Annotated in this window: 18 protein-coding genes; 12 read left to right on the top strand and 6 right to left on the bottom strand. The window is 66.6% G+C overall.

What is annotated here, in order from left to right:
* Position 1: 1 nt before the first annotated feature.
* From DW2_RS11905 to DW2_RS11890, 4 genes are all read right to left on the bottom strand, one after another.
* Positions 2-1,600 (bottom strand): ABC transporter substrate-binding protein, encoded by a 1,599-nt coding sequence (locus DW2_RS11905; RefSeq protein WP_038146864.1) that lies wholly within the window; start codon positions 1,598-1,600, stop codon positions 2-4.
* Positions 1,601-1,800: 200 nt separating this feature from the next.
* The gene (locus tag DW2_RS11900) at positions 1,801-2,679 is read right to left on the bottom strand and encodes a transglutaminase family protein (RefSeq protein ID WP_038146862.1); all 879 of its coding nucleotides are present in this window, start codon (positions 2,677-2,679) and stop codon (positions 1,801-1,803) included.
* 4 nt (positions 2,680-2,683) lie between these two features.
* Complete coding sequence (locus DW2_RS11895; RefSeq protein ID WP_038146860.1) at positions 2,684-5,101, bottom strand: circularly permuted type 2 ATP-grasp protein; 2,418 nt, start codon at positions 5,099-5,101, stop codon at positions 2,684-2,686.
* Positions 5,102-5,123: 22 nt separating this feature from the next.
* Positions 5,124-8,498, bottom strand: coding sequence for a transglutaminase family protein (locus tag DW2_RS11890; protein WP_038146858.1), 3,375 nt, complete (start codon positions 8,496-8,498; stop codon positions 5,124-5,126).
* A gap of 281 nt (positions 8,499-8,779) precedes the next feature.
* Here DW2_RS11890 and DW2_RS11885 point away from each other — a divergent pair, with 281 nt between their 5' ends.
* From DW2_RS11885 to DW2_RS11860, 6 genes are all read left to right on the top strand, one after another.
* Positions 8,780-9,901 (top strand): extracellular solute-binding protein, encoded by a 1,122-nt coding sequence (locus DW2_RS11885; protein WP_038146856.1) that lies wholly within the window; start codon positions 8,780-8,782, stop codon positions 9,899-9,901.
* Positions 9,902-9,994: 93 nt separating this feature from the next.
* Positions 9,995-11,104: an ABC transporter ATP-binding protein gene (locus DW2_RS11880; protein ID WP_038146855.1), complete on the top strand. Its 1,110-nt coding sequence runs from the start codon at positions 9,995-9,997 to the stop codon at positions 11,102-11,104.
* A complete protein-coding gene (locus DW2_RS11875) occupies positions 11,101-12,555 on the top strand; it encodes an ABC transporter permease (RefSeq protein ID WP_038146853.1) in 1,455 nt (484 codons plus the stop codon). The genes DW2_RS11880 and DW2_RS11875 overlap by 4 nt, the downstream gene beginning before the upstream one ends.
* On the top strand, positions 12,552-13,385 hold the full coding sequence (locus DW2_RS11870; protein WP_038146850.1) for an ABC transporter permease: 834 nt from the start codon (positions 12,552-12,554) through the stop codon (positions 13,383-13,385). The genes DW2_RS11875 and DW2_RS11870 overlap by 4 nt, the downstream gene beginning before the upstream one ends.
* Positions 13,382-14,080, top strand: a complete 699-nt coding sequence (locus DW2_RS11865; RefSeq protein WP_038146848.1) for a hypothetical protein — start codon at positions 13,382-13,384, stop codon at positions 14,078-14,080. The genes DW2_RS11870 and DW2_RS11865 overlap by 4 nt, the downstream gene beginning before the upstream one ends.
* A 209-nt stretch (positions 14,081-14,289) precedes the next feature.
* Positions 14,290-15,288 carry a Fe(3+) ABC transporter substrate-binding protein gene (locus tag DW2_RS11860; RefSeq protein ID WP_038147038.1) on the top strand — a complete coding sequence of 333 codons (999 nt, stop codon included), beginning with the start codon at positions 14,290-14,292 and terminating at the stop codon, positions 15,286-15,288.
* 6 nt (positions 15,289-15,294) lie between these two features.
* Here the strand turns inward: DW2_RS11860 and DW2_RS11855 are convergent, their stop codons facing one another.
* Positions 15,295-16,071, bottom strand: a complete 777-nt coding sequence (locus DW2_RS11855; RefSeq protein WP_038146845.1) for a hypothetical protein — start codon at positions 16,069-16,071, stop codon at positions 15,295-15,297.
* A gap of 166 nt (positions 16,072-16,237) precedes the next feature.
* Between DW2_RS11855 and DW2_RS11850 the strand changes: the two genes are divergently transcribed.
* The 5 genes from DW2_RS11850 to eno all read left to right on the top strand — a co-directional run bounded on the left by DW2_RS11850 (position 16,238) and on the right by eno (position 21,801).
* Entirely contained in the window at positions 16,238-17,173 is a 936-nt protein-coding gene (locus DW2_RS11850; RefSeq protein WP_038146842.1) for a nucleoside hydrolase, read from the top strand.
* Between the two features lie 115 nt (positions 17,174-17,288).
* Positions 17,289-18,719: a protein adenylyltransferase SelO gene (locus DW2_RS11845; RefSeq protein WP_038146839.1), complete on the top strand. Its 1,431-nt coding sequence runs from the start codon at positions 17,289-17,291 to the stop codon at positions 18,717-18,719.
* Positions 18,720-18,745: 26 nt separating this feature from the next.
* Complete coding sequence (locus DW2_RS11840; protein ID WP_038146837.1) at positions 18,746-19,465, top strand: endonuclease/exonuclease/phosphatase family protein; 720 nt, start codon at positions 18,746-18,748, stop codon at positions 19,463-19,465.
* Between the two features lie 70 nt (positions 19,466-19,535).
* Entirely contained in the window at positions 19,536-20,432 is an 897-nt protein-coding gene (locus DW2_RS11835) for a DMT family transporter (protein ID WP_038146834.1), read from the top strand.
* A gap of 94 nt (positions 20,433-20,526) precedes the next feature.
* The gene (gene eno, locus DW2_RS11830) at positions 20,527-21,801 is read left to right on the top strand and encodes a phosphopyruvate hydratase (RefSeq protein WP_038146832.1); all 1,275 of its coding nucleotides are present in this window, start codon (positions 20,527-20,529) and stop codon (positions 21,799-21,801) included.
* 163 nt (positions 21,802-21,964) lie between these two features.
* Here the strand turns inward: eno and DW2_RS11825 are convergent, their stop codons facing one another.
* On the bottom strand, positions 21,965-23,074 hold the full coding sequence (locus DW2_RS11825; protein ID WP_038146830.1) for an anhydro-N-acetylmuramic acid kinase: 1,110 nt from the start codon (positions 23,072-23,074) through the stop codon (positions 21,965-21,967).
* Positions 23,075-23,133: 59 nt separating this feature from the next.
* Between DW2_RS11825 and tyrS the strand changes: the two genes are divergently transcribed.
* Complete coding sequence (gene tyrS, locus DW2_RS11820) at positions 23,134-24,381, top strand: tyrosine--tRNA ligase (protein ID WP_038146827.1); 1,248 nt, start codon at positions 23,134-23,136, stop codon at positions 24,379-24,381.
* The last annotated feature ends 16 nt before the right edge of the window (positions 24,382-24,397 follow it).

The following is a 24,397-nucleotide window of genomic DNA, read 5'->3' as shown; positions in this document are numbered from 1 at the left end:
ATCACTCCTGAATGTCCACCCCGTAGAAGTCGTGATGGCCGAGCGGGCTCATCACATAGCCCGAGACCTTCTTCGACATCGGCATGAACACGGTCGAGTGGGCGATCGTGTCCCACGGCGCCTGGTCCTTGAACACGACCTGGGCCTGCTCGTAGAGCTTCGTGCGCTCGGCCTGGTCGGTGGTCTTCGCGGCCTTGGTGATCAGGTCGTCGAAGTCCTTGTTGCACCAGAAGGCACGGTTCGAACCGCTTTCGGCCGCCGCGCAGCTCAGCAGCACCGCGAGGAAGTTGTCCGGGTCGCCATTGTCGCCGGTCCAGCCGAGGATGACCGCGCCGTCACGGGTCGGGTCCTTCGACTTCTTGAGGTACTCACCCCATTCGTAGGAGACGATGTTCGCCTTCACGCCGATCTTCGCCAGATCGGCCTGCATCAGCTCGGCGGTGCGGCGTGCGTTGGGCATGTAGGGCCGCTGCACGGGCATCGCCCAGATGTTCATCTCCAGATCCTTCACGCCCGCATCGGCGAGCATCTTCTTCGCCGCTTCCGGATCGAAGGCGTCGTCCTTGATGTCGTTGTTATACGACCACATGGTCGGCGGGATCGGGTTCTTGGCAACCTGGCCGGCGCCCTGGAACACGGCGTCGATGATCGCCTGCTTGTTGATCGCCATGTTCAGCGCCTTGCGGACTTCCGCCTTGTCGAAGGGCGCCTGCTTGGTGTTGTAGGCGAGATAGGCGACGTTCAGGCCCGGCTGCTCTTCGACCTTGATGTTCTCGTCGGACTTGAGCGCCTGCAGATCGGCCGGCGACGGGTAGGGCATGATCTGGCATTCGCCCGCCTGCAGCTTCTGCATGCGCACCGCCGGATCGGGGGTGATCGCGAAGATCAGGTCGTCGATCGGAGCCTTGCCCTTGAAGTAGTCCGGGTTCGCCTTGTAGCGGATCACGGCGTCCTTCTGGTAGGCGACGAATTCGAACGGGCCGGTGCCGACGGGGACGTTGTTGATGTCGGCCTTGCGGTCGTCGGCGGCGAGCTTGTCGGCATATTCCTTCGACAGGATCGAGGCGAAGTCCATCGCGAGATCGGACAGGAAGGGCGCGTTCGGCTCGTTGAGCGTGAACTTCACCGTCATGTCGTCGACCTTCTCGATCGACTTGACGATCTTCGGCATGTCCATGCCGTTGTAATATTCATAGGACACGCTCGGCGCGTAAGCGTAATAGGGGTTGTCCTTGTTCGCCTGGCGATCGAACGAGAAGAGCACGTCATCGGCGTTGAAATCGCGCGAGGGGGTGAAGCCGTCCACCGAATGGAACTTGACGCCGGGGCGCAGGTGGAAGGTGTAGGTCAGCCCGTCCTCCGAGATGTCCCAGCTTTCCGCGAGGCCCGGCTCGAGTTCGGTCGTGCCCTTCTTGAATTCGACGAGCTGGTCATAGACCGGGCGCGACGAGGCGTCGAAGGTCGTCCCCGAGGTGTAGGGCGCGGGATCGAAGCCCTCGGGCGAGGCCTCCGAGCAATAGACGAGCGTCTTGGCGCCGGCGCCGCCTGCGGTCATCAGAACCGCGGCAGCCCCTGCCAGAAGCATCGAGCGAATGGTCATGATCTGTCCTTCCTGTTGGTTGGTTCGAGCGTGCGTCGTCCGGCTCTCTGGCCGCCTCTCGGCGGCACGACGTGACCGGGTTTCGACACAAACTGGTGAGAGATAAACTCGATTTGATCGGGTGGTCAATGAATGCCGTGACGTCCGGGGTCACGAGGACTTGAATTCGCAAATCGCAATATAAGGGCGCGACGTGGCGCTCAGTCGAGCGCGATCACATCCACCGCCTGGGCGCTCTGATGCCCGCCCGCGCCGCGCATCGCGCCCCGCAGCGGGGGCACGTCGTCATAGTCGCGCCCATAGCCCACGGTGATGTAATCGTCGCCCGCGAACTGGTCGTTGGTCGGGTCGAACTCGATCCAGCCGGTCTCCGCCCCCGCCCAGGCGCGCACCCATGCATGCATCGCATCCGCTCCCTCGAGCCGCGGCTGTCCCGGTGGCGGATAGGTCCGCAGGAAACCCGAGACATAGGCCGCGGGCACGCCGATCCCGCGCAGGCAGGCGATCATGATATGGCTGAAATCCTGGCACACTCCATGGCGGTTCGCGAAGGCCTCGGAGGCGGGCGTGTCGACATCGGTGGCCTCGGCGTCGAAGCGCATCTCGCGATGGAGCGCGCGCCCCACCGCCTCGATCGCCTCATGCGCGGTCATGCCCGCGCGCAGCTGGTCGCGCGCGAAAGCGGTGGTCTCGGCCATCGGAGCGGCCCTGCGCGACTGGCCAAGGAAGTGATGGGGCGCATCCGGCGCAAGCCCGCGGCGCTGCGCGATCTCGAGGGGCAGTTCATGCAGCGGCGAGGAAAGATCGAGCCCCGGCTGCGAGGCGCGCCGGTCGACCCGTGCGACAAGCTCCACGCCGATCTCCGCCAGCGGCTCGTGCCAGACCACGGAGGTCATCGCATTGCCGAAGAAATCGAGCAGATCGCGGCGCTCGTCCGGCATCGGATCGCAGGTCAGAAGCCGCGCCTGCACGCTCTGCACCCCCGCGATATCGGCGGGCAGCACCCGCAGCAGGTTGCGGGCGTGATCGCTGGGCGCCTCATAGCTGTAGGTCAGCCTCAATTTCACCTCATAGCGCATTGATCTACCTCAGATATCGTTGCGTTATGAGATCGGAGAGATGGAACAGATCGGCCCGCACCCGACCCAGCATGTCCGGCGTCACCGCGTCGGGCTCGATGATCGACAGCTCGGTGCGCAACGGCATCAGGGCGCGCAGGATCTCCCCCGGTCGCCCGGCGATTTGCGCTTCAGGCAATTTCTCAAGAAGATCTTTCAAGCTATTGATAAGGAACAGGATTGCGCGCGGGTTGTCGGCGTCGAGCACAAGCAGATCCAGCACCGTGTCGCGATTGGTCTGGACACGGTAACGGCGCTGATGGGTGATCACGCTGTCGGCCACCTCGACCGCGAGATCGAGCGAACCCTCGGGGGCCGTCTCCTCGGTGAACTGCATCAGCAGCGTGGCGAGCGCATCGGCCCGCTCGAGCGCCCGCCCGATCGAGAGGAATCGCCAGCCCGAGAACCGGTACATGTTCTCGTGCACGAGGCCGGAAAACCCGGTGATCTTGCGCAACAGCACCCCCATCGCGCGCGCCGTGTCGTCGCCGGGGCGCGCCGTCGCGGTCATCTCATGCGCGGTCCGCGCGAGATCCCTCAGCGCGAGCCAGCCATCGGTCGAGAACCGGTCGCGCACCTTCGAGGCGCAGAGCCGTGCCGCATCGAGACGGGCCAGCAACGCGTCGGGAACGGGCTGCGTGACATCGATCCCGAGCCCGGCCAGGAACTCCGCGAGCCGCGCGAGGCGCGGGTCATCGGGGCTCCCGGTCGCGGCAAGACGCAAATGATAGGCGCGGATCAGGCGGACCGCGTCCTCGCAGCGCTCGACATAGCGGCCGAGCCAGAACAGGTTGTCGGCTGCGCGCGCGGGCAGCGTGCCGGGAATGGTGCGGCGGAACCCGCCCTCGGCACGCGGGGCAAGGCTCAGGGGCGGAACGGGAGTGTCCGAGACGATCCAGACATCGGCCACCGCCCCGCCACGCTGCATGGCGAGCGCCGTCGCATCGCCTTCCGGGCCGATCCGCGCATAACCGCCCTTCATGAAGCGCCAGCCCTGCGCCGTACGCGCGGCGAAGACGCGCACCGTCATCGGCGAGGGGCGCAGCGAGCCGCCCTGCCCGTCCGCATGCCAGACCGGCGTGGTCGAGAGCGTCACCGCCTCCTGACCGACGAGCGTCGCGCCCTCCGCCTCGAGCCAGTCCGCGATCGGGATCCGCGCACCGCCGCGCAGCTCCCCGCCAAGCGCCGTCGCGGCATCGATATCGAAGGGCAGGTTCACCGCCATCGCCGGGCCGATCATCATCTGCCCGGCATGCTCGCGCACATGGGCGCGCTCGGCCGCGCCCCCGCACCACCAGGTCGCGATATTGGGCAGCGCGAGCGGGGCGCCGGTGAGAATCTCGGAGATCTTCGGCAGGAAGGCCATCAGCGCGCGGGTTTCGAGCACCCCCGCCCCCAGCGCATTGACCATCGCCAGATTGCCCGCGCGCACCGCCTCCATCAGCCCCGGCGTGCCGATATGGCTGTCCGGGTCGAGCTCGAGCGGATCGACGAAACCCGCATCCATCCGCCGCCAAAGCGCGCCGAGCGGCTGCGGCCCCTCGATCGTGCGCACCATCGCCCGGCCGTTCTGCACCAGAAGGTCCTCGCCCTCGAGGAGCGACAGCCCGAGATAGCGCGCGATATAGGTATGTTCGTAATAGCTGTCATTGGCCGGGCCCGGCGTGAGGATCGCCGAACGGCCGCGCGGCGCGCCTCCTCCGGTCGCGAGATCCTCCAGCGCGGACCGGAAATCTCCGAAGAAGGCCGCGAGCCGGTGGATGTAATCGCGCGGGAAGCTCTCGGGGAAGATCCGCCCCGTCGCCATCCGGTTTTCCAGCGCGAAACCCGCCCCCGAGGGGGCCTGCGTCCGGTCGCCGAGCACGAACCACGAGCCGTCGGGCGAACGTCCGATCTCGAAGGCGAGGAAATGCAGGTAATGCCCGCCGCGCGGCCGCACCCCGACCATCGGGCGCAGCCAGTGGCGGTTGCCTGCGATCAACTCGGGCGGCAGATGCCCTTCCGAGACCAGCCGCCCGGACCCGTAGAGATCGGCCATCACCGCCTCGAGCAGCTCGGCGCGCTGCGCGAGCCCGTCGCAGATCCCGGCCCATTCGGCCTCGTGCAGGATCACCGGGATATGGCTGAGCGGCCATTCGCGCTCGGCCAGCACGTCGTTCGAGTATTGCCGGTAATAGACCCCGGCATCGCGCAGATACTGATCGCCGCGCTCGAAGCGTTGCGTGACATCCTCGGGCGGCAGATCGAGGAAACGTTCGACGAAGGGCCGCCAGACCGGGCGCATCACCCCTTCCGCCTCGAAAAGCTCGTCCGCCACCCCCGGCACGGGGCGATAGCCCGCCAGAAGCGGATGCTGCTCAAAGGGGCTCGCGGGGTTTTGCATCGGGTCTCCGATCAGGCGCGGATCAACTCAGCCCTACGGGACGTCGCAGGTCAAGCGTGAGGGGAAACTCCGGATGGGTGCTCTCGGGTTCCGGACGATAGGCGCCGGGGCTGTAGCCATGCCCCTCGAAGCGCGCCAGACGCCGGGCCTCGGCCTCGTTTCCGTTGACCGGGAAGGTCTCGTAATTGCGTCCGCCCGGATGGGCCACGTGATAGACGCACCCCGCAATCGCCCGCCCCGTCCAGTCGTCGAAGATGTCGAAGGTCAGGGGCGCGTTGACCGGCAGCGTGGGGTGCAGCGCCTCGGCGGGCTGCCACGCCTTGTAGCGCACCCCGGCGACCGAGACCCCCGAAACCTGCGTTCGCGCCAGCGGCACGGGACGGCGGTTGCACATCACCTTGTAGCGGTCCTGATGCAGCGTGGTCATTTTCACCTGCAAACGCTCGACGGAACTGTCGGTATAGCGCACCGTGCCGCCGATCGCGCCGGTCTCGCCCAGCACATGCCACGGCTCGAGCGCCTGCCGGATTTCGAGATGAACCCCCTCCGCCTCGATCTGGCCGCAGAAGGGAAAGCGGAACTCGGATTGCGCCTCGAACCATTGCGGGTCGAGGTCGAAGCCGTGCCGGCGCAGATCGGCCAGAAGATCGGTGAAATCCTCCCAAAGGTAATGGGGCAGCATGAAGCGGTCATGCAGCACCGTCCCCCAGCGCACCGGGCGGCCCTCGACGGGGCTGCTCCAGCAGCGTGCGATGATCGCGCGCAGCAGGAGTTGCTGGGCGAGCGACATGCGCGGATCGGGCGGCATCTCGAAGCCGCGGAACTCGACAAGGCCAAGCCGGCCGGTGGGCCCGTCGGGTGAGAACATCTTGTCGATGCAGATCTCGGCGCGGTGCGTGTTGCCGGTGACATCGGTGAGCATGTTGCGCAGGAGCCGGTCCACCAGCCAGGGCGGCGGGACGTTCCCGGCCTCGGGCGGTTGGATCTGGCTCAGCGCGATTTCCAGCTCGTAGAGCGTGTCATGGCGCGCCTCGTCGATGCGCGGGGCCTGCGAGGTCGGGCCGATGAAGAGCCCCGAGAAGAGGTAGCTTAGCGAGGGATGGCGCTGCCAGATCAGGATCAGCGATTTCAGCAGATCGGGCCGGCGCAGGAAGGGGCTGTCGAGCAGCGTTTCGCCGCCCACGACGACATGGTTGCCGCCGCCCGTGCCGGTATGGCGCCCGTCGATCATGAACTTGTCGGCGCCCAGTCGCGACCGGCGGGCCTCCTCGTAGATCGCCTCGGTGGTGGCGACGCAGTCCTCCCAGCTATGGGCGGGGTGGATATTCACCTCGATCACGCCGGGATCGGGCGCGACCCGGATCACGTTGAGGCGCGGGTCATGAGGCGGCGCATAGCCCTCGATATGGATCGGCAGGCCCATCTCCTTCGCCGTCTCCTCGGCCGCGGCGATCAGTTCGAGATAATCTTCGAGGTCTTCGGTCGGGGGCATGAAGACGCATAGCCGCCCGTCACGCGGCTCGACCGAGAGCGCGGTGCGCACGACGCCGTCGATCGTGTCGAGGTCCTGCTCGACGATGGTCTGTCCCGGTTCGGCCGTCTGCGCTTCGGAGACGGGCTGCCGGTGCTCGTCGCTCGGGGCCTCGACGAGCCCCTTCGCGACCGCTTTCTCCATCTCCGCGTGGAAATCCGGCAGGGCCTCTTTCGGCAGTGAGGTGTCGGTGACGTAATGATAGGGATATTGCGCGGGCGGCACATGCGGGAGCGCGCCGAGCGGCAGGCGGAAGCCCGCTGGGCTGTCTCCGGGGATCAGGAACAGCTTGCCGCGCCGGGTCTTCCACTTCTCCGAGCGCCAGCGATGGCCGGGCTGCGCCCTCGCCTGCCAACGCTGGATCGGCAGGATGTAACCCGTGGGGGTTTCGAGCCCGCGACTGAAGACGCGGGCGAACCGGGCGCGGTCCTCCGGGTTCTTGAGCTTGCTGTCCTCGGGCGTGACATTGGGCGGCAGGTTGCCTTCCTTGAGCATCCAGTCCGCCGGGTCCTCATAGGCGGGTTGCGCGTGATCGGGGTCGATCCCCAGCCGTTCCGCAATGCCACGCATCAGCGTCCCCGCCTCTTGCGGCCCCGCCCCGGTCTTGTCGCCCTCCTTCGCGATCAGGCTCTCGTCGCGCCAGACCGATTTTCCGTCGCGCCGCCAGTAGAGCGAGAAGGTCCAGCGCGGCAGGCTTTCCCCGGGATACCACTTGCCCTGCCCGTAATGCAGGAAGCCTCCCGGCGCGAAGCGGTCGCGCAATCTGCGGATCAGCGTATCGGCGAGCCCGCGCTTGGTGGGCCCCACCGCGGCGGTGTTCCACTCGTCGCTCTCGAAATCGTCGATCGATACGAAGGTGGGTTCGCCCCCCATCGTCAGGCGCACATCGCCCGCCTTCAGGCTCTCGTCGACCTTGCGACCGAGCGCATTGAGCCGCTCCCAGGCCTCGTCCGAAAACGGCTTGGTGATGCGCGGATGCTCGGCCACGCGGTCGACCTTCATGTCGAAGGCGAAATTCACCTCCGGATTGCCGCTCGCGGTGAACCCGCCCGAGATCGGCGCCGCGTTCTGGAAATGCGGTGTCGCGGCAAGCGGGATATGGCTTTCACCGGTCAGAAGCCCCGAGGTCGGATCGAGCCCGACCCATCCAGCGCCGGGCAGGAAGACCTCGGCCCAGGCATGCAGGTCGGTGAAGTCGTGCTTCGTGCCGGACGGGCCGTCGAGCGCCTCGAGATCGGGCTTGAGCTGGATCAGGTAGCCGGAGACGAAACGCGCCGCGAAACCCAGATGCCGCAGCACCTGCACCAGCAGCCACGAACTGTCCCGGCACGAGCCCGATTTCTTCTCGAGCGTCTCTTCGGGGGGCTGCACCCCCACCTCCATCCGGATCGTGTAATCGACCACCTCCGAGACCCGCCGGTTCAGCGCGACGAGGAAATCCACCGTCCCTGTGATCGAATAGTCGAGATCGCCCACGAACTGCGCCAGCAGCGGACCCTCGGGTTCGGGCCTGCGATAGATCGAGAGATCCTCGCGCAGCTCCTCGGGATAGTGGAGGGGCCAGGTCTCGGCGCGCTCCTCGACGAAGAAGTCGAACGGGTTGTAGACCGTCATGTCGGCGGTGAGATCAACCTCGATCTTCAGCTCCCGCACCGGTTCGGGAAAGACGAACCGCGCGAGCCAGTTGCCGTAAGGGTCCTGCTGATGGTTCACGAAATGCCCGCCGGGGCTGACCTTGAGCGAATGCGAGATCACGCGGGTCCGGCTATGCGGCGCGGGGCGCAGGCGGATGATCTGCGGGCCGAGCGTGACCGGGCGGTCGTATCGGTAATGCGTCACGTGGTAGATGCTTGCGTGAATCGCCATGAAATTTCGCTCCCCGAACCCGTCCTGAGACAGCTTACGCGGAAGCTCGAACGGGAAAACCCGCTATGGGTGAAAAACGCGGGAAATCCGCATGATGCGAGCAAGCCTGCCGCTTTCTTGAGCACCGCGCGAAAGCGGGTCGAAGCGAAGCGCTCGGGCACGAACACGAACTCGTGCTAAACGAAAATTAACGATTACGAGAATGGTCAAATAACTGTAACATTCGCGCACTAAAGCGCAGGGGCCGGCCAAATAAGGCCTCATTAACTCAGGGAGTTCCCATGACCATTTCGCGTCGTAACGCACTCAAGCTCGGTTCGGCCGCTCTCGCCGCACCGATGATTCTCCGTGCCACGGATGCGCTCGCCTCCTCGGGCAGCGTGAAAGTGTTCGCCTGGCAGGACTACGTCCAGCCCAACATCGTCGAGGCCTTCGAGAAAGAGACCGGCATCAAGCTGGAACTGACCACCTTCGGTTCGAACGACGAAGCTGAATCGACCATCAAGGCGAATGGCGGCAAGGGCTTCGACATCGTCTTCCCGTCGATCACCAATGCGGGCAACTACACCGATGCCGACGGCAAGACCTATTTCGCCGAGGTTCCCGCCGAGGTGAATACGGGCAACATCATCCCCTCCTTCCTGCGCGATTCCGCGTCGCTCGGCGGCGTTCAGGACGGCAAGCAGGTCGTGCTGCCCTTCGACTGGGGCACCGAGGGCGTGACGCTCAACCGTGCCAAGCTGAACATCGCGGATGCCGACATCTCCTACGGCTCGCTCTGGCTGCCCGAAGCCAAGGGCGCGGCGGCCTTCCGTCAGAAGTCGGTCCTGATGGGCACCGGCCTCTATCTCGACGCCACGGGCGAGGTTCCCTCGAACCGCATGCTCGACGTCTACAAGTCGGAAGAAGACGCGAACCGCGTGTGGAACGCCGTGACCGAGTGGATCCTGAAGCACAAGGAAAACTTCGGTGCCTTCTGGAACAACGCCACCGAAGCCACCGGCGCGTTCAAGGATGCGGGCTGCGTCGTCGGCCAGACCTGGGACACCACGGGCCTGCTGCTGAACCGCGAGAACGGCGATTACGTCTATCGCGCGCCGAAGGAAGGCATCATCACCTGGATGGACTCGATGGGCATGCTCAAGCTCGCCGAGAACAAGGAACAGGCGATCGCCTTCATGAACTTCATGCTCAAGCCGGAAACCGGCGGCATGTTCGCCAACAACACCGGCTACAACTCGGCGGTCAACGGCGCGGCCAACCACGCCAATGACGAGTTCAAGAAGCAGTTCAACGAGGTCTATACCCCGGACGTTCTGAACAACATGTGGTGGTGGCAGGCCGATACGCCCTACTTCGCGTCGGTTCGCAACAAGTATACCGAGATCCTGACCAACGCCTGATCTCAGTCACTTCGGGCGGGTGGCCATGCGCCGCCCGCCCTTTTCGCGGTGCGCCCCGGCGCGCCGCTTTCAGCTTTAGTTTCAGGAGCGCCTATGCACGGCAAGGACATCCGGCTCGAGGCCGTCGGCATCACCTATCCCAACGGATTTCGCGCTGTCGAACCCACCGATCTCGAAATCCGCGCGGGCGAGTTCTTCTCCATTCTCGGGCCTTCGGGCTGCGGCAAGACGACAATCCTGCGCACGATCTCGGGCTTCGTGAACCCCTCCGAGGGGCGCGTGCTGATCGGCGGCGAGGATATGGCCGGCCGCAACCCCGACCAGCGCCCGACCGCGCTGATCTTCCAGAACCTCGCGCTGTTCCCGCTGATGAGCGTGCGCGACAACGTGGCCTTCGGGCTCGAGGCGCGCGGCGTATCCCGGCGCGAACGCCACGCCCGGGCCGAGGAGCTGCTCGATCTGGTCGCGCTCGGCGATCAGGCGGCCAAGAAACCGACCGAGCTCTCGGGCGGCCAGCGTCAGCGCGTGGCGATCGCCCGCGCCCTCGCGGTGGAGCCCTCGGTTCTGCTGCTCGACGAGCCGCTCTCCGCGCTCGATCTCAAGCTGCGCCAGCACATGCGCGCCGAGCTGCGCGCGATCCAGGAAAAGACCGGGGTGACCTTCCTCTACATCACCCATGACCAGTCCGAGGCGCTGGCGATGTCGGACCGGATCGCGGTGATGAACAAGGGCCGGATCGAACAGGTCGGGCCCTGCGACGAGGTCTATTCAGACCCGCGCACCGCCTTCGCGGCCTCCTTCGTGGGCGAGGTGAACATGTTCCCCGGCACGATCAAGTCGGTGATCCCCGACATGGCGCTGGTCGAGACCGCGCTCGGCACCTTCACCGCACGCAACCCGCGCGGGCTCAAGGTGGGCGATGCGACCTATCTCTTCGTGCGCCCCGAGACGATGCGCCCCGCCCCGCAACCCGGCGACAATATCGTCCCCGTGCGCTTCGAGCGGCGCGATCTCGAGGGCGCTTTCGTGACCCTGCACATGCGTGCGGAGAACGGCATGGAGCTCGCCGCCCAGCTTTCCAATGACGGCGGCGCGCTGAACCCGGCCGCGATCACCCAGCTCGGCTTCACGCCGGAGGCGGCGATCGCCTTGCCCGAGGGGCAGCTGGCGCGCACCGGGCGCGAGGAGATGGCCGCGCAATGAGCCAGCTCCTTCGCACCTATGGCAAGCTCCTCACCTCGGTCTTTCTGGCCGCGGTGCTGTTCTGGGCGCTGATGCTGATCCTGCTGCCGCAGGCGACGATCCTCGAACGCGCCCTGATCGCCCCCAAGCGGACGCTCGACAGTTCGGCCGCGCAGACGCTCTCGCGCGATGCCGCGACCTGCATGGCCGTGCTCAAGACCCACGAGAAGGACGACACGAAGACCGCCGTCGACAATGGCGGGCTTGCGATCCCCTCGATGAACCCGGGCGGCGCCTCGGGCGGCTCGGCCGCCTCGAATGGCGGGCTCGCGGTGCCGTCGATGGGCGGAATGGCCGTGCCGTCGATGGGTGGCATGGCCGTGCCTTCGATGGGCGGCTCGGCGGGCGCCGTGCGCCCCTATATCCTGCAATGCGACCGGGCCAACACCCACAAGCAGCTCAGCCGCAGATCCGGTGAACCGGCCTTTCTCGACACCGCCTACGGGCTCGCCGCGATGAAGGTGGACGACAAGGCCCCGATCGCCGAGCAGATGAGACAGGCCGAGACGATCCGCGACGCGGCGCAGAAGCTCGCCGACAAGCTGCGCATCGACGAGGCGAGCCAGTCGCGCTTCTCGACGGACAATTTCCGCACCATGATCGCGGCGACCAAGATCCCGCTTTCGGAAAGCGCCAAGGCCGCCGAGGCGAACACGATCGAGAACAAACTCTACGGCCTGATGGGGCTGCGCTTCGAGAAGGATGGCGATGTCTATGAACGGCTGGGGCTGACGAACCTGACCCGGACGCTGTTCTTCGCGATCCTCGTCACCGCGCTCGCGCTGGTGATCTGCTACCCGATCGCCTTCAAGGCGGCGCTCGCCACCTCGGAGCGGCAACAGATCTGGCTGATGCTGGGGCTCATCATTCCCTATGCAATCGTGGAGCTGATGCGGATCTACGCCTGGACGACGATCATCGACAATCACGGGCTGATCAACTCGGCGCTGATGTGGCTCGGGATCACCGACAGTCCGATCGCCTTCAACCGCAGCCCCGGCACGGTCTTCGTGGTGATCGCCTATACCTATGTGCTGTTCATGGTCTTCCCGATGCTCAACGTGATGTCGACGCTCGATCGCAACCAGATCGAGGCGGCGCGCGACCTGGGCGCCTCGACGCCGCGGCTGCACTGGCGGGTGATCATCCCGCATGCCAAGCCGGGCATCGCCGTGGGCTGCATCTCGACCTTCATGCTCGCCGCGGGCGCCTTCTCGGTGCCGCGCATCATCTCGCGCGGGCTGCAGGCCGAGTGGTTCGCCCAGACCATCTACAACAAGTTCTTCGAGAGCCAGGCGTCGAATGTGGGGGCAGCCTATTCGCTCACCTACACGCTCGTCTGTTTCGTGCTGGTCGCGCTCTTCATGTGGGCGATGCGCACCCGGCTCAAGGATTTCGCGAGGGCGCAATGAAATCGGATCGTATCCTCTCTATTTACACGCTGGCCTTTCTGGCCTTCATGTTCGCGCCTCTGCTGCTGATGATCGTGGCAAGCTTCAACAACATCTCGCCGCCCTCGGTGACCGAATGGCATGGCTTCACGACGAAGTGGTATCGCTTCTTCTGGATGCCCGACAGCCAGCTCGCCGCCGATCCGGTCCTGCGCACGCTCGACCGGGGCCGTTTCATCGGCTGCTTCGGCAACTCCATGTTCGTCGCGGGGATAGTGGTGCCGCTGTCGCTCCTGCTGGGGCTGGCGGGCGCGATCATGCTCACCCGCTGGTCGTCGAAGGCGAACGGGTTGCTGTGGTGGGTGCTCCTGTCGCCGATCCTCGCCCCGGGCGTGGTGCTGGGTCTCTCGGCACTGGTGTTCTGGGCGCGGCTGGGCGTGGGCGCGGGCCTCTACACGATCATCATGGCGCAGGTGACCTTCATCGCGGGCTATCCGATGCTCGTCCTGATGGCGCGGCTGCAGCGCCAGCCGATCGAGCTGGAGGAAGCCGCGCGCGATCTCGGGGCCTCGCCGCTCCGCTCCTTCCTGCGCATCACCCTGCCCTTCCTCGCGCCCGCGCTTTTCTCGTCGGCGGTGGTGGCCTTCCTCGCCTCGATGGAGAACTATAACACCACCATGTTCGCCAAGGGCGGCTCGTGCACCTTCGCCACCGAGATCGGGGCGATGGCGCGCAATCCGAACGGTCATCCGCCGGTGATCAACGCGGTCGGCACCGCGATCATCGTGATCACCGTCGCTGCGGCCCTGGCCCATGCGCTGATGAAACGCCGGGAGGAAAAGGCCAAGTGAAGATCGTCGCGCGTTGCCATCCGGCACTCAAGGACCTGATCCCCGCGCCGATGCCGGCGGAGAAGGCCCTGCCGGACTGGCTGCGCACGATGCCCGGCGAGGTCGAGGCCGAGAGCATGGGCGGCGAGCGGCTGCGCACGCTCAAGCAATGCCCGCCGCTGCTCGACGCGCTCGGGCTGGGGGTCCTGATCCCGCTGCCCTGCGATATCCGGGTCGAGGGCGGCAGCTTCCACTGGGACTGGGCCTTTCCCGCCATCACCGATGCGCCGCTGACCCGCGCGCCTCTGGGCGCCCATCTGCCCGAACAGGCGATCGGCGCGCCGCTGCCGCTCGGGCCCGGCCAGCTCGCGATCAAGTTCACCAATTACTGGACGCTCGAGGCCCCCGAGGGCTGGCAGCTTCTGGTCACCCATCCGATGAACCGCGCCGAGCTGCCCTTCCTCACGCTCTCGGGCCTGGTGGGCGGCGATCGCTTCGGCCTGGGTTATGTGCATTTCCCCGCGCTCTGGACCGATCCGGATTTCGAGGGCGTCCTGCCGCGCGGAACGCCCGTCGCGCAGGTGATCCCGGTCCCGCGCGACCGGCCGGGTCTGGAGATCGCCACGATGACCGAGGCCGAGATCGCCCGGAGCCGCGCGATCCAGGAAGAGCTGCAAGCCGAACCCGGGGTCTATCGGAAGAAATTCCGGCGCTAGCACACGAGAATACCGACAGGTGAAAGACATGAAGGCCGGGCCGGATGCCCGGCCTTTCTCCATTTGGGCGCGGCTTCCGAAACGGTCCGCGCGGCCCGAACGCCCCGCTTCTCGACGGCTAAATTTTATTTCCGATTGTTTTGATCAACTATTGACGCGTTCGTGAACGGCCGTTACCTCTGGCCGCGAAATCGCGAATGGAGATCAACATGAAATCGACCCTGATTCTCGCCGCCACGACCGCGCTTGCCACCCCGGCATTCGCCGATGTGAACATCTATTCCCACCGCCAGCCCGAGCTGATCCAGCCCGTGCTCGACGCCTTCACCGCACAAAGCGGGATCGGTGTGAACATCGCCTATGTCGACAAGGGCATGGTCGAGCGTCTCAAGGCCGAGGGCGACCGCAGCCCCGCCGATCTCGTGCTCACCGTCGATATCGCGCGGCTCGACGAGGTGGTGAAGGCGGGCGTGACCCAGCCGGTCGAATCGGACACCCTGACCGACGCGATCCCCGCGGAATTCCGCGATCCGGAAAACCACTGGTTCGGCCTGACCTCGCGCGCCCGCATCGTCTATGCCAGCAAGGAGCGCGTGGCGGAGGACGAAGTGACGAGCTACGAGGATCTCGCCTCCGAAAAGTGGAAGGGCCGCATCTGCACCCGTCCCTTCACCTCCGATTACAACGTCGCGCTGACCTCGGCCTATCTCGCCCATCACGGCGCGGAAGCGACCGCGGAATGGCTCGACGGAATCAAGGCCAATCTCGCCAAGAAACCCGAGGGCAATGACCGCAGCCAGGTGAAATCGATCTGGGCGGGCGAATGCGACATCTCGATCGGCAACACCTATTACATGGGCCAGATGCTGGCCGATCCCGAGCAGCAGGACTGGGCGAATGCCGTGCGCATCGTCTTCCCCGTCTTCGAGGAGGGCGGCACGCATATGAACCTCTCGGGTGTCGCGATGACGAAATCGGCGCCGAACCGCGACGAGGCGCTCAAGCTGATGGAATTCCTGGTCTCCGACGAGGCGCAGCGGATCTATGCGCAGAGCAATCACGAATTCCCGATCAAGCCCGGCGTCGCGCGCTCGGAACTGGTCGAGAGCTGGGGCAGCTTCACCCCCGACACGGTCGCGCTCGACACGCTGGCGGAGAAGCGTCCCGACGCGCTCAAGCTGATCGACGCGGCCGATTTCGACGGCTGAGGCGGCTTACTGCGCCGCCACGGCGAGCGCTGGATCGGCCCCGATGCGGACCCGGTCCATCGCGACGAGGCGGCGCAGATCCTGCTGGAAGCGCCGACGCAGACGGGACGCGGTCAGCGGATCGAACTCGGCGATCGGCGCGCCTTGCGGCAGGCCCTCGTGAAAGCGGGCCAGCCGCTCCATCTGTTTCGGCCTGATCCGGATCTTCGAGCGGTGCAGCCGCTGCATCATCGCGATCGCGGTATCGGACTGGCGCTCCTGGCGGATGCTGCGCGCGATGACCCGCGCGCCCGGCACCAGCGCGGCGAGCGCCTCTTCCGCCAGCGCAGGCGCGGGCAGAAGAACGATCTCGCGCGGATCGAGGGCAGTCTTCAGTTCGGCCACCACTTCGAGCCAGCCGCGCCCGCGCCCCGCGAGCTGCTCCACCGCCCCCTCGAAAGGCTTGAGGGCGCGACGCTCGGCCAGGTGGCGCCAGAGCATCGGATAATAGGCGTCGTAGCAGGGAAGATGCAGCACGAGGCGCCCCACCGGCCCGCCAAGCGCCTCGGCAAAGCATTCCGCGCGCTCACCCGCACGGGCGAAGAAATGAAAGAGCCCCGCCGCGGCATCCCCGATCAGGGTCGTGTCGAGATGGATCTGCCCCTCGCGATGGGCACCGAGCACCGCCGGCCCGTAACCCGCCTGCGCCAGCGCCTTCTGCGCCCCGGAGAGCGAGCGCGCCATCTGCGCGCCGATCCCGCCCGAGGCCGGTGCGGCGATGAAGATATGATGGTGCCGGGTCATGGGTGCCTCTGCCTCCCTCGCAGTCGATGGCATGGGGATAGGCGGGGAATGTGACCAAAACGGGCCGGATCGGGGAAAGCTTCGGGGCGCGCGGAGCGAGGCGCGCGACCGGCTGGACTTCTGCGCGCCCGCGCAGCACTTTGGCCGCGACAACGGGGAGGCACGCATGGCACGCAAGATCATCATCGACACCGATCCGGGGCAGGACGACGCGGTCGCGATCCTGCTCGCCCTGGCGAGCCCCGAGCTGGAGGTTCTGGGGATCACCTGTGTGGCGGGCAATGTGCCGCTGCCGCTGACGTCAAAGAACGCGCGCGTGGTCTGCGAGCTTGCGGGCCGCCCCGACACACCGGTCTTCGCGGGCTGCGAGCGCCCGCTCGAACGCCCGCTCGTGACCGCCGAACATGTACATGGCAAGACCGGGCTCGACGGGATCACCCTGCCCGAGCCCGGGATGCCGCTGCAGGACACCCATGCCGTCGATTTCCTGATCGAGACGCTGCGCAGCCTGCCTCCGGGCAGTGTCACGCTCTGCCCGCTAGGCCCGCTCACCAATATCGCGACCGCGCTGACCCGCGCGCCCGACATCGCCGGGAAGATCGCCGAGATCGTGCTGATGGGCGGCGCCTATTTCGAGGTGGGAAACGTGACCCCCGCGGCCGAGTTCAACATCCATGTCGATCCGCAAGCCGCCGAGATCGTGTTCAGATCCGGGATCCCGCTGGTGGTGATGCCGCTCGACGTGACCCACAAGGCGCTCACCACCCGCGCCCGCGTCGAGGCCTTCCGCAATCTCGGCACGCCGGTCGGCCATGCGGTGGCGAGCTGGACCGATTTCTTCGAGCGTTTCGACATGGCGAAATACGGCTCGGAGGGCGCGCCGCTGCATGATCCCTGCGTGATCGCCTATCTGCTGAAACCCGATCTGTTTGCGGGCCGCCATATCAATGTCGAGATCGAGACCGTCTCGGAACTCACCATGGGCATGACCGTCGCGGATTGGTGGCGGGTGAGCGGGCGGGCGCCCAATGCGATGTTCATGGGCGATCTCGATGCGGACGGGTTCTATGCGCTTCTGACCGAGCGGATCGCGCGGCTGTGAGAGGCAGGAGGGGCGCTGCCCCGCTCGCGAATGCGAGCCCCCGGGATATTGCGATCAAGAGGAAGGGGGATTGGAACGCCCGCCGCGCGCCATACATGGGGGGCAAGGAGCGCCCATGACGATACCTTTCGACAACAGCTATGCCCGCCTGCCCGAGCGGTTCTTCGCCCGGCAGTCGCCCGAGCCCGTGAAGGCTCCGGAACTGATCGTGCTGAACCGCGACCTGGCCGGGCGGCTCGGGCTCGACCCGGATTGGCTGGCGGGGCCCGAGGGCGTGGCGATGCTGTCGGGGAACGCGATGCCCGAGGGCGCCGAGCCGATCGCCCAAGCCTATGCGGGCCACCAATTCGGCGGCTTCGTGCCGCGGCTGGGCGACGGGCGCGCGGTGCTCCTGGGCGAGGTCGTGGCGCCCGACGGGGCGCGGTTCGACCTTCAGCTCAAGGGCGCGGGCCGCACGGCCTTCTCGCGCGGGCGCTCCGACGGGCGCGCCTGGCTCGGGCCGGTCTTGCGCGAATATGTGCTGAGCGAGGCGATGGCCGCGCTCGGGCTGCCCACGACGCGCGCGCTCGCGGCGCTGCGCACGGGCGAGGTGGTGGCACGGGATGCGATGGGCCGGCCGGGTGCGATCCTCGCGCGCGTGGCCGCATCTCATATCCGCGTGGGCACCTTCCAGTATTTCGCCGCGCGCGATGACCTGGACGGATTAAGGACGCTCCTTAAAGAATTGAAAACGCGCCATTATCCGGAGTGCGAGACACCGCTCGACCTGCTCGAGGCCGTGGTGGCGGCGCAGGCGCGGCTCGTCGCCGGCTGGATGTCGGTGGGCTTCATCCACGGGGTGATGAATACCGACAACATGGCGCTTTCGGGCGAGACGATCGATTACGGCCCCTGCGCCTTCATGGACAGCTATCACCCGGGGCGGGTCTTTTCCTCGATCGACCAGTTCGGGCGCTATGCCTATGCGCGCCAGCCGCAGATCGCGGTCTGGAATCTCGCGCAATTCGCCACCTGCCTGCTGCCGCTGATGGGCGAGCGCGAGGCGGCGATCGAGGCCGCGAGCGCGGCGGTGGACGGGTTCATCGTGCAGTATCAGCGCGAATGGCTGCGCCGCATGGGGCGCAAGATCGGGATTGCGGAGGCCGGCGAGGACGACCTGCCGCTGATCGAGGACCTGCTGAACCGGATGGCGACGGAACAGGCCGATTTCACACGCGTCTTCAGTGCCTTGCGGCGTGATCCTCAGAGCGCGCGCGACGAATTCACCGAACCCCTGGCCTTCGATCTGTGGCACGGGGACTGGCAGGGCCGGATCGCGCGCGAGGCGGACCCGGCATCGGTGATGGCGCGCACCAATCCGCTGCGGATCGCGCGCAACCACCAGGTCGAGGCGATGATCGCGGCAGCGCTGGACGGCGATGACGCGCCTCTGCACCGCTTGCTCGAAGCCCTTGTGGACCCTTATGAGGAAGACGCGCGTTTCACCGCATACGAAGCCGCGCCCCGACCCGACGAACGGGTGATGCGCACCTTCTGCGGAACATGAGAAACGCCCTGTAACACATTGAGAATATGACACTCCGGATCGCCTCTTACAATCTGCACAAATGCGTGGGCAGCGACCGGCGCCACGATCCGGAGCGCATCGTCGCGGTGATCAAGGCGCTGCAGGCCGATGTCATCGCGTTGCAGGAGGTCGACCGGCGGATGGGCGCGCGTCCCGCCGCGCTGCCGCCCGGCCTGATCGAGGCCGAGACCGATTTCATCCATCACGACATGCCGCGCACCGGGCCCGACAGTCTGGGCTGGCACGGTCAGGTGGTGCTGGTGCGGCGCGGCACGCGGGTGCTGGGGGTCGATCCGATCACCCTGCCGGGGCTCGAGCCGCGCGGCGCGCTCGCGGTCGAGATCGCGCTCGACAGCGGCGATCCTTTCGTGCTCGTGGCCGCGCATCTGGGTCTGCGGCGCGGCGACCGGCGGGCGCAATGGGCGCGGATCGCGAAGACCTTGAAGGATGCGCGCCCCCATCCCGCCCTCGCGATCGGCGATTTCAACGAATGGCGCGCCCAGCACGGCTTCGAGGCGCTGACCGGGTTTCACATCCACGCGCCCGGCCCCACCTATCCGGCGCGCGCTCCCGTGGGCCGGCTCGACCGGATCGTGACCAGCCCGGGGCTGCGGGTGGTGCGTGCGGGCGTGCTCGACACGCCGGTCTCGCGCGTCGCCTCGGACCACCTGCCGATCTGGGCCGATGTCGGCGGCATCGTCACCCGCGCGCATCCCCGCCGCTGACCGGCTTGCCCCGCCCCGGCGGCACGGATAGACGGGGGTCTGACCGTCCGGTCAGGGAGCTTCGGGGGCGATGGATCTTACGCGCGAGAATTTGCACGGCAGCCTCCTGATGGTGGCCGCGATGGCGGGCTTCGCGCTCGAGGACATGTTCGTCAAGGCGATGGGTGAACGCCTGCCCGTGGGCGAGGTTCTCGCCCTGCTGGGCGCGGGCGGCGGGCTGATCTTCGGCGCGATCGCGAAGAGCCTCGGGCAAAGGCTCGTGTCGCGCGATCTGCTGGCCGGCTCGGTGCTGTTGCGCAATCTCGGCGAGCTCGTGGGCACGATCTGCTTCGTCTCGGCGGTGATCTTCACGCCGCTGGCGCAGGCTTCCGCGATCCTGCAGGCGACGCCGCTGGCGGTCACGCTTGGCGCCGCGGTGTTCCTGGGCGAGAAGGTCGGCTGGCGGCGCTGGTCGGCGATCCTGATCGGCTTTGTCGGCGTGCTGATCGTGCTGCGCCCAGGAACCGAGGGCTTCTCGGTGCTCTCGCTGCTCGCGGTGGTGGCGGTGGCGGGGCTGGCCACGCGCGATGTCGCGACGCGCCGGGTGCCGCGGGCGATCGCCTCGATGCAGCTCGCGACCTACGGTTTCGCGATTCTGGTGCCGGCGGGGCTGGTGATCTCGGCGCTCTCGCCCGAGCCGCCGGTGATGCCGAGCCTGGCCGAATGGGGGATGATCGCGGGCGCGCTGGTCGTCGGCCCTCTGGGCTATTACGCGCTGATCGCGGCGATGCGGATCGGTGAGGTCGCGGTCATCACCCCCTTCCGCTACACCCGCCTGATCTTCGCGATGGCGATCAGCTGGGCGGTGTTCTCCGAACCGCCGGACAACTGGACGCTGGTGGGCGGCACGGTGATCGTGGGCTCGGGGCTCTACACGCTCTGGCGGCAGGCGCGGCTGCGTCAGGCGCAACGACGCCGTTACCGCTAACAAATTCTCCGGAACGCCCGAAATCCGCTCTTTTCGCGGATGCAGCATGCGGCTATAGAGGCGCCACGCATCAACGGAGCCTGAGGAGAGCGCCATGAGCACCATCATCGACATCCACGCCCGAGAGATCCTCGACAGCCGCGGCAATCCCACCGTCGAGGTCGACGTGATCCTCGAAGACGGCACGATGGGCCGCGCGGCCGTTCCCTCGGGGGCCTCGACCGGCGCCCATGAGGCAGTGGAGCGCCGCGACGGCGACAAGGGCCGCTACCTGGGCAAGGGCGTCCTCGAGGCGGTGATGGCGGTCAATGGCGAGATCGCGGAGAACCTCGTGGGCGAGGATGTGACCGAGCAGGTCGAGATCGACCGCGCGATGATCGAGCTCGACGGGACCGAGAACAAGGGCCGGCTCGGCGCGAACGCGATCCTCGGCGTGTCGCTGGCCTGTGCGAAGGCCGCCGCGGATGCCTCGGCGCTGCCGCTCTACCGCTATGTGGGTGGCGCGGCCGCGCGGGTCCTGCCGGTGCCGATGATGAACATCATCAATGGCGGCGAGCATGCCGACAACCCGATCGACATCCAGGAATTCATGATCATGCCGGTGGGCGCCGCGAATATCCGCGACGCGATCCGCATGGGCTCGGAAGTGTTCCACACGCTCAAGAAGGAACTGACCGCGGCGGGCTACAATACGGGCCTCGGCGATGAGGGCGGTTTCGCGCCCGCGCTCTCCTCGACCCGCGACGCGCTCGATTTCATCCTCAAGTCGATCGAGAAGGCCGGCTACAAGCCCGGCGACGATATCTTCCTCGCGATGGACTGCGCCTCGACCGAATATTTCGAGGGCGGCAAATACGAGATGAAGGGCGAGGGGCTCAGCCTGAGCGCGGCCGAGAATGTCGATTATCTCGAGAAGCTGGTGGCCGATTACCCGATCATCTCGATCGAGGATGGCTGCGCCGAGGATGACTGGGAAGGCTGGAAGCTGCTGACCGAGCGTCTTGGCGACAAGGTCCAACTCGTGGGCGACGACCTGTTCGTCACCAATCCCAAGCGCCTCGCCGACGGCATCAAGCAGGGCGTCGCGAATTCGATGCTCGTGAAGGTCAACCAGATCGGCACCCTGACCGAGACCCTGCAGGCGGTCGATATGGCCCATCGCGCGGGCTATACCAACGTGATGAGCCACCGCTCGGGCGAGACCGAGGATGCGACCATCGCCGATCTGGCCGTGGCGACCAATTGCGGGCAGATCAAGACCGGGTCGCTGGCGCGCTCGGACCGTCTGGCGAAATACAACCAGCTGATCCGGATCGAGGAAATGCTGGGCGAGACCGCCGAATATGCGGGCCGCTCGATCCTGAAATAAGGGCGCGACCTCTGCGCCGATCCCCCCCGCCGGAGCGATGGTTCCGGCGGGGTTTTCTTTTGGGATCTCGCCTCCGGCGGGGATATTTGGAGCATTTGGAAGAAACGCGCGGCGTGCAGCCGCAGGACCGCGCGCGAAGGGGACGGCGCACTGCGCGTCGCGCTCAGTCGGGGCGGCTGATCTTGCCGCCGCCGACCAGCGCCGCGACGCCGGTCGTCAGGGGCCCCGAGGTCGGCAACCCCCGCGCGACCCGCACCGCGAGATAGGCGAAGGCCTGCGCCTCGAGCATGTCGCCATCAAGCCCGATATCCTCGATCGGCAGCACGGGACAGGGGATGCGCTCCTGCAGCGCCACCATCAGCGCCTCGTTCAGCCGCCCGCCCCCGGTCACATAGATCGCCTTCGGCGCGACCGGGTAATGCTCGCCGCCGCGCGCGACGGCCGCCGCCGCGCAGGCCGTGAGCGTCGCGGCCGCATCCGCATCGGAGAGCTCCGCGACCCGCGCGAGCATGTCGTGAAAGGCGTTCCGGTCGAGCGATTTGGGCGGCATCCGCAGAAAGAAGCGGTGTTCGAGGAATTCCGCGACGATCCGCTCGTCCACCCTTCCCGACATCGCGAGTTCCCCGCCCTCGTCGCGCGCCTGATCGCGGCGCTGCCGCATCAGATCGTCGATCGGGGCATTGGCGGGCCCGGTATCGAAGGCCAGAACCGCCCCGGGCATTTCCGGCCCGGGCTGGCGCGGATCGACCCAGGTCACGTTGCCGACGCCGCCCAGATTGAGAAAGACGCAAGGCTCGGTCAGGCCTGCATATTTCGCGCAGGCGAAATGGAAGAACGGCGCGAGCGGCGCGCCCTGCCCGCCCATCTCGACATCGACCGAGCGGAAATCCCACACCACCGGCTTGCCCAGCACCTCGGCGAGGATCTTGCCGTCGCCCGCCTGATGGGTGCGCCGCGCGCCCTGCAGGCCGTCGGGATCATGGGCGAGAGTCTGGCCGTGGAAACCGATCAGCTGGGCCTCGCCGAAGGTGCTCAGCAGCTCGGCATGGACGGTCTCGACGATCTCCGCCGCCTCCTCGACGCCCGGATCGCCCGGCCAGCGGGTCAGCGCGGCATGCAGCACCGCGCGCTCGGCCTCGGAATAGCGCCTGTAATCGGTGCGCCCGAAATCGAGAATGCGCTCGCCATCCGTCAGCACCAGCGCCGCGTCCACCCCGTCAAGCGAGGTGCCCGACATTGCGCCCACCGCCCAGACCGGACCGGGTTTCAACATGACTTCCCTCTTACCGCCTGCCCAGATATAGGCATGGCGAGAGGAAAGGAACAAGCACGATGACCTACCATCCGAAATCTGACTTCATGCGTGTGATGATCGAGCGCGGCTTTCTCGCCGACTGCACGGATTATCAGGGGCTTGACGAGGCTTTGGTCAAAGGTGTCGTGCCGGGCTATATCGGCTTCGACGCGACGGCCAAGTCGCTCCATGTCGGCTCGCTCATCCAGATCATGATGCTGCGCTGGCTGCAAAAGACCGGCCACCAGCCGATCACCCTGATGGGCGGCGGCACGACCAAGGTGGGCGACCCGTCCTTCCGCGCCGACGAGCGCCCGCTGCTGACGCCCGAGGCGATCGACGACAATATCGCGGGCATCAAGAAGGTCTTCGCGAAATACCTCGATTACGAGGGCGAGACGCCGGCGCTGATGCTCAACAACGCGGAATGGCTCGACGATCTGAACTACCTCGATTTCCTGCGCGATATCGGGCGGCATTTCTCGGTCAACCGGATGCTGAGCTTTGAATCGGTGAAGTCGCGGCTCGATCGGGAACAGTCGCTGTCCTTCCTCGAATTCAACTACATGATCCTGCAGGCCTACGACTTCCTCGAGCTGAACCGCCGCTATGGATGTCTGCTGCAGATGGGCGGTTCGGATCAGTGGGGCAATATCGTCAACGGGATCGACCTGACGCGCCGCGTGCTCGACCACGAGATCTACGGACTGACCTCGCCGCTGCTGACCACCTCGGACGGCAAGAAGATGGGCAAGTCGGCCACGGGCGCGATCTGGCTGAACGAGGACATGCTGTCGTCGTACGAGTTCTGGCAGTTCTGGCGCAACACGACCGATGCCGATGTCGGGCGTTTCCTCAAGCTCTATACCGAGCTGCCGGTCGAGGAATGCGACCGTCTGGGCGCGCTCGAGGGCTCGGAGATCAACGACGCCAAGATCATCCTCGCCAATGAGGTCACGACGCTGTGCCATGGCCGCGATGCGGCGCAGGCGGCCGAGGCCACCGCGCGCGAGGTCTTCGAGAAGGGCGGCGTGGGCGATGACCTGCCCACCCTTGCGCTTTCGGCCGAGGAACTGGGCGACGGGATCTCGCTCGCGCAGCTTGTCGTGCGCTCGGGGCTTGCGAAATCGGGCAAGGACGGCAAGCGGCTGATCGCGGAAGGTGCGTTGAAGGTCGATGACGAGACCTGCACCGATGCCGGCCGGATGTTCACCGCCGCCGATCTGGGCCAGCCGGTGAAGCTGTCGGCGGGCAAGAAGCGCCACGCGCTGGTGGAACTGGGCTGAGGCGACCTCTCCCGGC

Source organism: Thioclava atlantica (genome assembly GCF_000737065.1).
GTDB lineage: Bacteria > Pseudomonadota > Alphaproteobacteria > Rhodobacterales > Rhodobacteraceae > Thioclava > Thioclava atlantica.
Note: the sequence above shows the minus strand (reverse complement) of the source record. Positions and strands in the feature narration are given on the sequence as shown.